This window comes from Chloroflexota bacterium (genome assembly GCA_038040195.1).
Lineage (GTDB): Bacteria > Chloroflexota > Limnocylindria > QHBO01 > QHBO01 > DASTEQ01.
In genome coordinates this window covers 19,965-32,869 of record JBBPIR010000011.1, presented here as the reverse complement: position 1 = coordinate 32,869, position 12,905 = coordinate 19,965, and the positions used below count along the sequence as shown (strand labels likewise).

Annotated in this window: 10 protein-coding genes, 3 tRNA genes and 2 rRNA genes; 14 read left to right on the top strand and 1 reads right to left on the bottom strand. The window is 68.5% G+C overall.

Features of this window, described 5'->3' with window-relative positions; genetic code table 11:
• The 3 genes from AABM41_09315 to AABM41_09305 all read left to right on the top strand — a co-directional run.
• Window positions 1-175 (top strand): 23S ribosomal RNA (locus tag AABM41_09315); the annotation flags it as partial.
• A 113-nt stretch (window positions 176-288) separates the two neighbouring features.
• Window positions 289-405 (top strand): 5S ribosomal RNA (gene rrf / locus AABM41_09310).
• 64 nt (window positions 406-469) lie between these two features.
• Window positions 470-1,156 carry a LysM peptidoglycan-binding domain-containing protein gene (locus AABM41_09305; protein MEK6192501.1) on the top strand — a complete coding sequence of 229 codons (687 nt, stop codon included), beginning with the start codon at window positions 470-472 and terminating at the stop codon, window positions 1,154-1,156.
• Here AABM41_09305 and AABM41_09300 read toward each other — a convergent pair.
• Complete coding sequence (locus tag AABM41_09300; GenBank protein MEK6192500.1) at window positions 1,153-1,974, bottom strand: DNA-formamidopyrimidine glycosylase family protein; 822 nt, start codon at window positions 1,972-1,974, stop codon at window positions 1,153-1,155. The two genes, AABM41_09305 and AABM41_09300, sit on opposite strands and share 4 nt — an antisense overlap.
• Before the next feature lie 213 nt (window positions 1,975-2,187).
• On the opposite strand from AABM41_09300, the gene AABM41_09295 reads away from it, so the two are divergent.
• The 11 genes from AABM41_09295 to AABM41_09245 all read left to right on the top strand — a co-directional run bounded on the left by AABM41_09295 (window position 2,188) and on the right by AABM41_09245 (window position 12,895).
• Entirely contained in the window at window positions 2,188-4,251 is a 2,064-nt protein-coding gene (locus AABM41_09295; protein MEK6192499.1) for a S1 RNA-binding domain-containing protein, read from the top strand.
• Between the two features lie 181 nt (window positions 4,252-4,432).
• Window positions 4,433-6,910, top strand: a complete 2,478-nt coding sequence (locus AABM41_09290) for an ATP-dependent Clp protease ATP-binding subunit (protein MEK6192498.1) — start codon at window positions 4,433-4,435, stop codon at window positions 6,908-6,910.
• A gap of 171 nt (window positions 6,911-7,081) precedes the next feature.
• Window positions 7,082-8,128, top strand: coding sequence for a PIN domain-containing protein (locus AABM41_09285; GenBank protein ID MEK6192497.1), 1,047 nt, complete (start codon window positions 7,082-7,084; stop codon window positions 8,126-8,128).
• Window positions 8,125-9,357 (top strand): 2-C-methyl-D-erythritol 4-phosphate cytidylyltransferase, encoded by a 1,233-nt coding sequence (gene ispD, locus AABM41_09280; protein MEK6192496.1) that lies wholly within the window; start codon window positions 8,125-8,127, stop codon window positions 9,355-9,357. The genes AABM41_09285 and ispD overlap by 4 nt, the downstream gene beginning before the upstream one ends.
• Window positions 9,354-10,112, top strand: a complete 759-nt coding sequence (gene rlmB, locus AABM41_09275) for a 23S rRNA (guanosine(2251)-2'-O)-methyltransferase RlmB (protein ID MEK6192495.1) — start codon at window positions 9,354-9,356, stop codon at window positions 10,110-10,112. The genes ispD and rlmB overlap by 4 nt, the downstream gene beginning before the upstream one ends.
• 33 nt (window positions 10,113-10,145) lie before the next feature.
• Complete coding sequence (locus AABM41_09270) at window positions 10,146-10,472, top strand: GYD domain-containing protein (protein ID MEK6192494.1); 327 nt, start codon at window positions 10,146-10,148, stop codon at window positions 10,470-10,472.
• A 15-nt stretch (window positions 10,473-10,487) separates the two neighbouring features.
• Window positions 10,488-10,562 (top strand) — tRNA-Thr (locus AABM41_09265).
• A 159-nt stretch (window positions 10,563-10,721) separates the two neighbouring features.
• Complete coding sequence (locus AABM41_09260; GenBank protein ID MEK6192493.1) at window positions 10,722-11,354, top strand: hypothetical protein; 633 nt, start codon at window positions 10,722-10,724, stop codon at window positions 11,352-11,354.
• A 264-nt stretch (window positions 11,355-11,618) separates the two neighbouring features.
• Window positions 11,619-11,704: transfer RNA gene (locus AABM41_09255), tRNA-Tyr, on the top strand.
• Between the two features lie 19 nt (window positions 11,705-11,723).
• Window positions 11,724-11,799: transfer RNA gene (locus AABM41_09250), tRNA-Thr, on the top strand.
• Window positions 11,800-11,827: 28 nt separating this feature from the next.
• Window positions 11,828-12,895, top strand: coding sequence for a hypothetical protein (locus AABM41_09245; GenBank protein MEK6192492.1), 1,068 nt, complete (start codon window positions 11,828-11,830; stop codon window positions 12,893-12,895).
• Window positions 12,896-12,905: the final 10 nt, after the last annotated feature.

Below are 12,905 nucleotides of genomic sequence, written 5' to 3'. Positions count from 1 at the left end.
ATGTTCGGTTGGGATAAGCACTGAAAGCATCTAAGTGCGAAGCTCGCCTCAAGATGAGGTTCCCCACCGGGTTAACCGGGTAAGACCGCAGCGAGACTAGCTGTTTGATAGGCCGCACGTGTACGCGCAGCAATGCGTTCAGCGAAGCGGTACTAACGGTCGAGGGCTTGACCTATTTTCACGCGTCTAGCACGTGGCTGGACGCGGATGCCAAGACGATACAAATCGGTGCTTCCAGAGTCGGTTGACCCGCCCCGTTCGGGGTGTGGGGTCGCAATTGAAGAATATCCCGGTGACGCTAGCGGAGAGGAACCACCCGTTCCCATCCCGAACACGGAAGTTAAGCTCTCCAGCGCCGAAGATACTCGGGGGGCAACTCCCTGGGAAAATAGGTCGTCGCCGGGATATTTGCTTTCCCGGCGCCCGGTGTCCCGGCCCCGCATTCTTCGCGGCCCCGTATTCTTGGGGCGTGGAGACCATCTGCCCCCTCCTGACCCTGGGCGGGGACCCGCGCGCCGTGTCGGCGACGGCCGACCCCGCCCACCGGTGCGCGGCCAGCGGATCGTTCTCGGCCATTGATCGCGACCACCAGGTTCGCTTCTGCCTGGGCGGTGGCTACGAAGGGTGCACGCGGTATCAGACCCACCTCGAGGTGGTTGGACCGGTCGGCCCCACGTGGGGGCCAGCCGCTCCGGACGCGACCTTCGGCTCCACCCGCGTGGTCCTGGAAGCCGCGCCACGGGCGATCATCCCGGCCCGCTCGCGTCGCGTTGGTACCGCCGCCCTGATCGTGATCCTGCTGATCGGAACTGGCGCGGCGGTGGCCTGGGTGGGACTGCGCGGGCTGCAGGGCCTGGTGTCCCCGCCGGATGCGTCCCCATCCCCGTCGGTCGCGTTTTCCCCGTCCCCCTCGCCCGAACCGAGCGAGACCGGATCGCCGCCTGCCTCGCCCACCGCGACCCCAGAACCGACCCCGACGCCGGCTCCGACACCCACGCCCGCCCCGACCCCGGTGACCTACATCGTGCAGTCGGGGGACACGCTCAACGGGATCGCGGCCCGCTTCGGGACGACCGCGCAGGCCATTCGGGACGCCAATGGCCTGACCGGCGACCTCATCCACCCTGGACAGGTCCTGATCATTCCCGTCCCCTAGATCGGCGGCTGGCAGGTCCGGCAGAACGTCGTCGCCTCATCACCGCCGATCTGGCGCAGTGGCTTCCCGCACCGCGGGCACGGCTCGCCGCCGCGGAGGTGGACGCGCAGGAACTCCCGGTGCTGCACCTCGATATCGGGCGGGACGAGCTCGCGCAGGCGCGACGTCGCCTCGGCCAGGACCTGGTGCATGGATTCGTACAGCCGGTCGACGTCCTCGGGCTTCAGGCTGCTGCGGCGGCGCAAGGGCGCCAGCCGGGCCGCCCACAGGATCTCGTCGCTGTACGCGTTGCCGATGCCGGCCACGAAATGCTGGTTGCGGAGGAGCGATTTCAGCTCCCCCGGGTGGCGCCGAATCCGCGCCCGGAACGCGTCCAGGGTGAGCGCCGGATCGTCCGCGTCGGGACCCATCTCGGCCCAGCCGGGCACCTGGTCGAGCTGCGTGCGCGTGACCAGGTACAGCTTGCCGAGCATCTCGCGGTCGACGTACCGCAACTCGCCGCCATCGGTAAAGATCAACCGCAGCCCGGTCCGTGCCCGCACCCGTTGCCCCGGTTTGTCGAGCAACCAGAACCGCCCGGCGAGCATCGGATTGGCGAGCAGGAGGCGCTGCTCCTCCCCATCGCGGAGCAGCGGCGTGACGAGGAACTTCCCGCGCCGCGATGCCGGTCCCAGGGTCATGCCGCGCAGGGCCTCGAGGTCGTCGGCTGTGGCCCGCAGCAGGATGGGGGCAGGGGCCGAGGCTTCCGCGATCTGACGACCGGTCGCGCGCCGTGCCAGCTCCTCGGCCACGACCGTCAGATCCGGCAGCTCAGGCACGCTCGGGCACCATTGACTCCGATGGTATGCTACGCCGGCCTCTGAGCAGGACAACCATATAAACGTGCGGGACGCCGTCACAAACGCCCAGGAGGAGAGCACCGAGTCGTCGCCACGAGGACCAGGACTGTTCACAACCCGGGCTGACGCCCTCCGCATGCGGAGGGCGTTTCTGTTTTCAGAGAGACCGATATGGACAGGAGCACCCATCACTTGATCGAAGACCCGCAGCCCGCCGCTTCGGCCGAGGAGTCCTCGGCCGGATCCGATCCCGCGGCGGACGCGCCGGAAGCCCCGACCGCGCAGGCCACCGAGGCCGCGACCATGGTCGCGGAGCCCGAGGTCGAACCCGCCCCTGAACCGGCTGTGGAGATCATCGCCGAGGCACCAGCCGACGAGCAGATGGTCGAAGCGCCGAGTGCCGAAACGCCGACGGCCGAGGCGGAGGGCACTGAGCCGCCGACAGTTGAGGCCGCAGTCGAACTCGAGGCCCCTGCCGAGCAGGTGGCCGAAGGGGCCGCCGCGGAGCTCGAGCCTGAGGCCGTACCCGAGCCTGAGGCCGTACCCGAGCCTGAGGCCGTACCCGAGCCCCGTCCCGATCCGACGACCATGGCCGAGGCCCTCGACCACCCCGATCACGAGGTCAAGAACCTCCGCCATGGGGACGTGGTGGAAGGCCTTGTGGTCCGGGTCGATCCCGACGAGCTGCTGGTCGACTTCGGCGGCAAGAGCGAGGGCGTGGTTTCCAACCGCGAGCTGCTGGGCCGGCGGGGCGGACCCCGGGAGGGCGACGAGCCGCGCCAGGAGCTGAAGGTCGGCGATCCGGTCCTCGTCTATGTCCTCCAGCCCGAGTCGCCCGAGGGCCACGCCGTCCTGTCGGTCCGTCGCGCCGGCCTCGAGCGCAAGTGGCGCGCGATGCAGGAGCGCTTCGAGACGGGCGAGATCGTCGAGGCTCGCGTCATCGACCACAACAAGGGCGGGCTGATCGTGGACCTCGGCGTACGCGGCTTCGTGCCGATCTCCCAGATCGTCGACTTTCCACGACGCCCGCGCGACGAGCAGCCGCGCGACGCCGCCCAGGAGATCGCGGAGAAGCTCCAGCCGTTTGTGGGCCGCACCCTGCGGCTGAAGATCCTGGAGGTCAACCGCAAGGCGAATCGGCTCATCCTGTCCGAGAAGGTGGCCGTCTACGAGGAGCGCCGCGAGAAGCGCGACGAGCTGTTCAGCTCCCTCAACGTCGGGCAGCGCGTGACGGGACAGGTGCGGAGCATCGCCCCGTTCGGTGTCTTCGTCGACCTGGGCGGGATCGACGGCCTGGTGCATAAGAGCGAGCTGTCCTGGAACAAGGTGAACAACCCGGAGACCGCCTACGCCATCGGTGAGGAGGTCGAGGCCGAGGTCATCGACATCAACCACGAACGGGGCCGGATCAGCCTGTCCATTCGTCGCCTCCAGCCCGACCCATGGCAGGAGTCGGTGGCCAAGTACACCATCGGCGATGTCATCGACGGCACGGTCACCAAGCTCGTCAACTTCGGCGCCTTCGTCCGGATCGAGGAGGGCCTCGAGGGCCTCATCCACATCAGCGAGCTCTCGAACAGCCGCGTCGCGCATCCTGGCGATGTCGTATCCGAGGGCCAGGAGCTGAAGCTGAAGATCATCAGCCTCGACTCCGAGCGCCACCGGCTGGGCCTGAGCCTCAAGCAGACCGAGGATCGATCGACGCCGATGGTGCAACCGCACTACGAGGAGACGCCCGGCCGTTCCGAGGGCGGCGCGCCGCCTCCCGATCGAGCCGAGCGGACCGATCGCGTGGAACACACCGATCGCGCGGAGCGCGGGGATCGGCGCGACCGTCGTGGGGGCCGAGGCCGGGATCGCGACTATCGGCCTGAGGACGCGACCGCGGAGCCCGAGGAAGGTATCGATAACACCATGGCGGCGGCGTTTGCCGAGTCCGGCCTGCTCGACCAGTTCCGCGCCGACGAGCCGGCCGCCGAGGTAGCGGCCGAACCCGCGGTTGCCGAGGCCGCGGCCGAGGAACCCGCGGCCGTGGAATCTGCGGCCGCGGAAACGGTGGTCGCTGAGGCCGTTGCCGAGGAACCGGCGGTAGCTGAAGCCGTGGCCGAGGAGCCTGCCGTCGAGAAACCGGCGGCTGAAAAGGTCAAGGCCGCGGCTCCGGCCAAGAGTCGAAAGCGCAAGACCGCGGCTGCAGAAGTGGCCGCCGAACCCACCCCGGAAGAGGCACCGGCATCGAGCGAGCCCGAAGAGGGCTGAGCCGGCCGCAGGCCGGACCAGGCGCCATCCAGCCGAGGGTTCCGCATTGATCCGTCAGGCCGAATGGGCCGTATCACCTATTGACCCCACCCGTACCGCGTGCGACACCAGTACGAGGCGGTGCCGTACACTCAAGTACGGTTCGCGGGGGTCGCCAATGGATGCGAACGGGTAGAGGCATATGGACCGTTTCGACAAGTTCACAGACCGGGCACGCAAGGTCCTGACCCTGGCCCAGGATGAAGCCCAGCGCTTCAACCACAACTACATCGGGACCGAGCATCTCCTGCTCGGCCTGGTGCGGGAGGGCGAGGGGGTCGCCGCGCGCGTCCTGGAGAACATGAACGTCGAGCTGTCGAAGGTTCGGCAGGCGGTGGAGTTCATCATCGGCCGCGGGGAGCGCCCGGTGGTGGGCGAGGTCGGCCTGACGCCACGCGCCAAGCGCGTCATCGAGCTGGCCATCGATGAGGCGCGCCGCCTCGGCCACAACTACATCGGGACCGAGCATCTCCTCCTGGGCCTGGTGCGCGAAGGCGAGGGGATCGCGGCCGGCGTCCTCGAGAGCCTGGGCGTGAACCTCGACAAAGTCCGCCACCAGGTCATCCACGTCCTGTCGCAGAGCACCGCCAGCGCGCCGTCCCAGGAGCCCAAGCGTTCCTCCAAGACCCCGACCCTGGACGCACTGGGCATCAACCTGACCGAGCTGGCGCGCGCCGGCAAGCTGGACCCGGTCATCGGTCGCGAGAAGGAGATCGAGCGCGTCATCCAGATCCTGGGTCGCAAGACGAAGAACAACCCGGCCCTGATCGGGGAACCGGGGGTAGGCAAGACGGCGATCGCCGAAGCACTTGCGCACAAGATCGTGGCCGGCGACGTCCCGGACACCCTGCTCGACAAGCGGGTGCTCACGCTGGACATCGGCTCGCTGGTTGCGGGGACCAAATATCGCGGCGAGTTCGAGGAGCGCCTGAAAAAGATCATCGAGGAGCTGCGGGCCAGCAGCGACTCGGTCTTGTTCATCGACGAGCTCCACACCCTGGTCGGGGCGGGGGCCGCCGAGGGTGCGATTGACGCTGCCAACATCCTCAAGCCGCCGCTCTCCCGCGGCGAGCTCCAGTGCATCGGGGCCACCACTCTGGACGAGTACCGCAAGTACATCGAGAAGGACGCGGCCCTGGAGCGACGCTTCCAGCCGGTGATGGTCGACGAGCCGACCGTTGACCAGGCCAACGCGATCCTCCTCGGCATTCGGACGCGGTACGAAGAGCACCACCATGTGAAGTACACCGATGAGGCGCTGCGGGCCGCGGTCGACCTCTCGGTCCGCTACGTCGCAGACCGAGCCCTGCCGGACAAGGCCATCGACCTGATTGATGAAGCCGGATCCCGGGTTCGGTTGCGCCACGCGTCGGCGCCACCAAGCGTGCGTGAGGCGCAGCAGGACCTGGAGGAGATCATCCGCCGCAAGGACGAGGCGATTGCCGCGCAGGACTACGAGGGCGCCGCCAAGCTCCGCGACGAAGAGGCCTCCGGCCGGGAGCGGATCGACGAGCTGCGCAAGGCGTGGCACGAGGAGGCGGCCAAGGAGACGCCCGAGGTCACCGACGAGGAGATCGCGCAGGTCGTCAGCATGTGGACCGGCATCCCCGTCGTCCGCATCAGCCAGGAAGAGAAGGAGCGCCTGCTCAAGATGGAGGAGGCCCTCCATCGGCGCGTCATCGGCCAGGACGAGGCCATCAAGACCATCAGCAGCGCGGTGCGCCGAGCCCGGGCCGGCCTCAAGGATCCCAAGCGGCCGATCGGCTCCTTCGTGTTCCTGGGCCCGACCGGGGTGGGCAAGACGGAGCTGGCCAAGGCGCTGGCCGAGTTCATGTTCGGCTCGGAGGAGGCGCTCGTGAAGCTCGACATGAGCGAGTTCATGGAGCGCCATAACGTGTCGCGCCTGGTCGGCGCTCCGCCCGGCTATGTCGGCTACGACGAGGGCGGGCAGCTGACCGAGGCCGTGCGTCGCAAGAGCTACAGCGTGGTCCTGCTGGACGAGATCGAGAAGGCGCACCCGGAGGTCTTCAACATCCTGCTCCAAGTCCTGGAGGACGGCCAACTGACCGATGCCAAGGGCCGGCGCGTGGACTTCCGGAACACGATCGTGATCATGACCAGCAACGTCGGCGCCCAGCTCATCCAGCGCGACAGCTCGATTGGCTTCCGGGCCGGCGGGGACGCGGACCTCATGGCGGTCGCCGAGTACGACCGCATGAAGGACAAGGTCCTGGGCGAGCTGAAGAACCTGTTCCGCCCCGAGTTCCTGAACCGGATCGACGCCTCGGTCGTCTTCCGCAGCCTGACCCGTGAGGAGATCCGGTCCATCGTGGACCTCCTGCTGAATCGGGTCCGCGACCAGCTGGCCGCGCAGCAAATGGAGCTGACCGTCACCGACGCGGCCAAGGACGCGATCATCACCAAGGGCTTCGACCAGGCATTCGGCGCCCGACCCCTGCGCCGGGAAATCCAGCACCAGATTGAGGACCCGCTTGCCGAGCGGATGCTGATGGCTGAGTTCCAGGGCGGCGACAAGATCGTGGTCGACGCGGACGCCGACGGCAAGGTGACGATCGCCAAGAAGGCGACGCGCAAGCAGCCGGTCAAGGTCGCGAGCTAAGCCCGGCCCGACAGCCGGGTCAGGGGGCTGGATATCGGTCTGGACGGGTCTGGTGCGGAGTGCTAGTGTGGCGCCCCGCTCCGGCGGGCTCGCGCGAATTCATCCGTTCTCATCGGTTCATTCATCTCGTGATCGGCTCGCGCGACGGTCACCAAGCGGACTTATCGGCTCATGCAGACCATCGTCCGGCTTTCGGGCGCGTTCCTCGGCATCATCCTCGGGTTTGGCCTCGGCCTGGTCATTCTTGATCGCGCCCCGGACCTGATCGGAGGGCCCAACCGACCGGCTTTCCTGGTGGCCGTGGTGGTTGCCACCCTCCTGTTCGGTTACCTCGCCATCCCATACGTGACCCTGTATCCCACCCGCTGGGCCGTCGGCCGGCTGTCTGAAGCAGGCGCCGCCGAGTTCGTGCTGGGCGTGGCGGGGATCCTCATCGGTCTGCTCATGGGCGCCCTGATCGGGATCCCGCTTTCCCAGCTCGGAGGCGCCCCGGGCACCATCCTGCCGGTGGTGGTCTCGCTCATGTTGGCGGCGATCATGGCCGGGGCGTTCACGTACAAACGCGAAGCCATCCTCAAGGCGATCGGGGGCCTCACGCCGGGTGGTCGCCGCGGGGTGCCGACCAAGGTCGTGGTCGATACCAGCGCCGTGATCGACGGCCGGATCGTGGATATCGGCAAGACCGGCTTCATCCTGGGCGCGCTGGTGGCGCCCCGCTTCGTGCTGGACGAGCTGCAGCGGATCGCCGACTCGCCCGATGCGTTGCGTCGCAACCGCGGGCGCCGTGGCCTGGAGATGCTGGCGGCGCTCCAGAAGGACTCGGTCACCCCGGTCGAGATCAGCGAGGACAATTACCCCGAGCTGGACGAAGTCGACGCCAAGCTGGTGGCCCTGGCACGTGACACCGAGGCCGCGATCCTCACCAACGACTACAACCTCAACCGGGTGGCCGAGCTGCAGGGGATCCGCGTCCTGAACATCAATGAGCTGGCCAACGCCGTCAAGGCGGTGGTCCACCCGGGCGAGGAGATGAGCGTGCGGATCATCCAGGAGGGCAAGGAGCCGGGGCAAGGGGTTGGCTACCTGGACGACGGAACGATGATCGTGGTCGAGGGTGGGAGCCGGTTCATCGACCACGACGTACCGATCACGGTCACCCGCGTCCTGCAGACGGTGGCCGGCCGCATGATCTTTGCCCAGCCCCGCGACGGGACGTGACGACCGCCGCGCCCCCGTTGGCCGGCGTGCTGGTCGCGGCCGGTCGCGGCCGGCGGATGGGGTCCGACAAGCTGTGGCTCGAGCCACTGGGTCGCGCCATCTGGCGCTGGAGCCTGGACGCCCTACTGGCCGTGCCGGGGATGGAGGTCGTGGCCCTCGTCGTTCCGGCGGATGGGCTGGAACGCTATCGGGCAGCCCTTCCGCCGGGTGCCGCCCAGCGCTGTCGCCTGGTGGCCGGCGGGGAAGCGCGGGCCGACTCGGTGGGCGCCGGCCTGGAGGCGCTGGCCGACGCGGGCGTAGGCGCCGGCACGGTGGTCCTGGTCCACGACGCGGCGCGCCCCGCGGCATCGGCGGCGCTCATGGAACGAGTTGCACGCGCCGCGGGCGACGGCGACGCAGCGATCCCAGTGGTCGCGGTTAACGACACGCTCAAGCGGGCCCGCGACGGGCAGGTCCTCGACACGGTGGATCGCACGGACCTGGTCGCCGCCCAGACCCCCCAGGCTGCCGGGCTGGGGGTCCTGCGCTCGGCGCTGGGGGCCGCCCGATCGCAGGGCTGGGAGCCGACCGACGAGGCGGCGGCGCTGACCGCGATCGGCGTCTCGGTGCGGACCGTGGAGGGCGACCCGGCCAACCGCAAGCTCACCGAGCCGGCGGATGCGGAACTCCTGCACTGCATTCTCCGGAGTCGGATGGCGCCACTGGACGAGCCGATGCCTGGATCCGATGCGCTTGTCTCCGCCTCGCGTGATTCCGTCCGGGTGGGCGTGGGTGTCGACGCTCATCGCCTGGAGGCGGGTCGACCGCTGCGGCTGGGAGGCCTCGCGTTCCCCGACGAGCCGCGTGGGCTGGTCGGCCATTCGGACGGAGACGCGGCCCTCCATGCAGTCATCGACGCGCTTCTCGGGGCGGCGGGCCAGGGGGACGTCGGCACTCTGTTTCCGGCCGATGACGCGTCGCGTGACGCGGACTCCGGGGAGCTGCTCCGCCTGGCCGTCGAGCAGGTGCGGGCCGCCGGCTGGGAGCCCCGGAGCGTCGACTTCGCGATCGGGGCGGAGCGCCCGGCCATCGGCCCTCGCCGTGACGAGATGGCAGCCCGGTTGGCCGGGCTCATCGGCATCCCGGCCGGCCAGGTATCGGTTCGCGGCACGACCACCGACGGCCTTGGATTCCCCGGCCACGAGGGGATCGCAGCCTGGGCCGTGGCGCTCGTCGAGCGCACCCGGTGAGCGAGTGGATCGGGGGCCGACGGCCGGTGGCCGAGGCCCTGGCCGCGGGGCGGCTGGCGCGTCGGCTGCTGATCGCTCGGACGGCCCGGCCGAGCCCGGAGCTGCGCGCGATTCGGAGTGCGGCCACGCAGGCATCGATCCCGATCGAAGAGGTCGAGCGTGATCGGCTGGGCCGGCTGGCCGGCTTCGACGGTCACCAGGGTGTCCTGCTGGAGGTGGGACCCCGACGCTGGTCCGACCCGAACGAGATGCTGGCCGCGGCCGCCCGTGGCGGCCACCCGCCGTTCCTGTTGGTGCTCGAGCACCTCCAGGACCCGGTCAACCTGGGCGGCCTGCTACGCAGCGCCGAGGCGGCCGGAGTCGACGGCGTGATCTTCCCGGAGCGTGGGTCGGCGCCGCTCAGAGCCTCCGCCGTGAAGTCCTCGGCCGGTGCCACCGAGCACCTGCGGCTCGCCCCCGTCGCCAGCCTGGGCGCCACCCTTACCGAGCTTCACGAAGGGGGGCTGCGACTGGTAGCAGCCGACCAAGAGGCCGCGACCCTCGCGTGGGAAGCGGACCTTCGCGGTCCGTTGGGGGTGGTGGTTGGCAGTGAGGGGAGCGGGCTGAGTGGCGCCACCCGGCGCCGCTGTGACGTGCTGGTTCGCTTCCCGATGGCCGGGCGCGTGGCTAGCCTGAACGCGGCCACCGCCGGGGCACTGCTCCTGTTCGAGGTCGTCCGCCAGCGAGGGCTTCCCGACCCCGGTGATGCGCCGTAGGCTTCGTTCCTCGCCCTATGAGGGAGCTCCTCCATGACCATGTACCTGATGCGCTTCGGCTACACCCCGGCCACATGGGCCCGTCTGCGCGAGCACCCCGAGGACCGCAGCGAGGCCCTGCGCAGCTATATGGATTCGGTCGGGGGCAAGGTCCATGGCTTCTGGTACGCCTTCGGAGCCGATGACGGCTTCGCTGTGGTCGAGGCGCCTGACAACGTCTCGGTGGCCGCCGCGGTCATCGCCATCGGCTCTGGTGGGGCACTCAGCTCGTTCTCGACCACCGTCCTGCTGACCGTAGAGGAGACGCTGGCCGCGCTTGAGAAGTCGCGCGCCGTCCAGTACCGCCCGCCGGGCGCCTAGAATCTTGGTCGAGACGCCGACGTAGCTCAATGGCAGAGCAGCGGTTTTGTAAACCGCCGGTTGCGGGTTCGATTCCCTCCGTCGGCTCCAAATTCTGAGAACGAAAACGCCCCGCCGCTCAACGCCGGGGCCGTCGTGCCGCCTTCACCAGGTCGTTCAGCGGGAATCGTCGGATCAGATCTCCGCACCCGAGCGAACCCACTCCGACCCTCTTCCTCATCGCCGTTGTAGGCGTCATGCTGGCGGAAGATGAAGCGCCCGATGACCATCGCCGCTCTCGCGCTCCTGATCGTCGGCTGCAGCGGCCAGGGCGGAGAGACGGGCAGCCCATCGCAGATTGCCACCCGGGCGGAATCAACCGCGTCCTCCGCACCGGTCATCGAGAGTGGGACGCCCACGCCCTCTGCTTCTCAGCTCCCTGACCTGGATATGCCCGGATATGGACTCAGCCCGGCGGGCGAATACGGATGGACTGGCGAACTGGGATCGAGAGCAGGCATGCACAGCGTCGTCGATTTGGGCGATGGCCGCTATCGAATGACCCAGATGGTCTTTGCCGTCGAGAACGACTGCTTCGCCAGCGGGGAGGGCCCCGAGCGGGTTCCGGTGACGGTCGCTGGCCTCGACGGCTGGTATGTCGAGCCGTACGACGGCCCGGGGGTCCTGTTCATGACGGAACGAGAAGTCGGGCAGACGACGGGAGCCTATGCCCTGCCAATCGGCGACCGAACCCTGTGCGTCTACCTCACCTGGGACCAGACGACCACGGCGGACGAGCTAGATGCAGCCCGCGAGGTCGTGGAGTCCATCCGGGGCCAGGCTAATGGACCGAGCGGCATTCGGATCGTCTTCACGCTTCCGGCCGGCTGGGACATCGGTTGATTTAGTCGCGGCGCCGCGGTAGCCGAAGGGGGCGTCGGGATCGGCTCGGGCGGGCACATATTCAACTGGGAGGACGCGTATCAGCGGCTGCTCGCAGCCTGCCTCGATGCCTGGGGCCCGCCCACTCAGTGGACTCCGTTCCAACCTCCGGGGAACCGCGGTAGCCGGGCGGGTCGGTTGGGGGTTCGATTTCCTCCTTCGGCTCCATCCCGCCCGTCACCTTGAGCCCCCCGGAGGCCATCGGTATACTCCGCCAGCCACCGTGGGTAGGTTGAGCAGGTGGTGAGCTCCGCTGACTGTAGATCAGCCGTCTTTCGACTGTGGGGGTTCGATTCCCTCCCTGCCCACCACGCCTAGAATGGACTCTAGGCCCACGTAGCTCAGTTGGCAGAGCACTTCCTTGGTAAGGAAGAGGTCTCCGGTTCGAGCCCGGACGTGGGCTCCAGCACCAGTTCCACGGAGACACCACGGCCTTGGATCTGAACGTCGTCCTGCCGCTCCTGTCATCGGTCCTCTCATTTGGGTTCGCGGCCATGGTGGCCGACCAGTGGATCCGTCGCCGCCAGCCGTACCAGCTGGTGTGGACCATCGGTCTGCTGTGGTTCGGCATAGCGGCCGGCGCCGAGTTCCTGGGTGGGGCGATGGGCTGGAACGAGGCGCTGTATCGGATCTGGTACGTCGTCGGCGCCGTGTGGGTCGCCGGTTGGCTGGGCCTGGGCACGGCCTACCTGCTGGCCAAGACGCGATTCGGCTACGCCGTTGCGATCTCCATACTCCTTGCCGGACTCTTCACCTTCCTGACCGATCAGCGCTACCACTACCCCGACTCCGGATCGGCTCCGCTCATCTACTTCCTGGTGGGCTTGGCCGTGGCCTCCGGCGTCGTCGTCCTCACCATCCTTCGCGACGAGCGCTGGGCGCACCTGGCGGCCCTTGTCATCGTGGGCGGGACCGCGGTGTCCGCGGTGATGATGGCGACGGTCCAACTTCCGGCCCCGGGCTTTGCCGTGGATCCGATCACCGGCATCCCGACCGGCGAGCTGTTCCCCGGCTACCTCCGTCTCCTGACGCCGTTCTTCAACATCACGGGCGCGTTTCTGCTGGTCCTGGGCGCCCTGTACAGCGCCTACATCTTCATGCCCAAGCGGCGGGTGATCCGCTACTCGCTGGATACCGCCCAAGGGCCCGCCCGCTTCGGCGCCAGCCTGCTCATCGCGCCGATCGCCATTGTCGTGAACGTGGTCGCGTCCGTCCCGGGAATGATCGTCGCCCTGCTGGCCGGGCGCCTCTCGAGCCGGGTGCCGGCGACGATCCTGATCGCCATCGGTGGGCTCATCCCGGCCATCACCGATGGCCTCAATCGGTTCGGAACGACCAGTGCCTTCCTCCTCGGCCAGCTGCTGGGCATCGCCTTTCTGTTCGTCGGCTTCCTGGCCAGCATCGAGGTCTTCAGCGATATCCGGCTGCCGTTCACCCGGATCGTCCTGGTTCGACGCGACCTGGCCTCGTTGCCTGACGCCGTTGACAGTCCATCAGGCTGAGCCATAGAAT

Coding starts and splice junctions, on each gene's coding strand:
- AABM41_09290 (MEK6192498.1), top strand. CDS start 4,433: ATGGACCGTTTCGACAAGTTCACAGACCGGGCACGCAAGGTCCTGACC.
- AABM41_09285 (MEK6192497.1), top strand. CDS start 7,082: ATGCAGACCATCGTCCGGCTTTCGGGCGCGTTCCTCGGCATCATCCTC.
- AABM41_09270 (MEK6192494.1), top strand. CDS start 10,146: ATGACCATGTACCTGATGCGCTTCGGCTACACCCCGGCCACATGGGCC.
- AABM41_09260 (MEK6192493.1), top strand. CDS start 10,722: ATGAAGCGCCCGATGACCATCGCCGCTCTCGCGCTCCTGATCGTCGGC.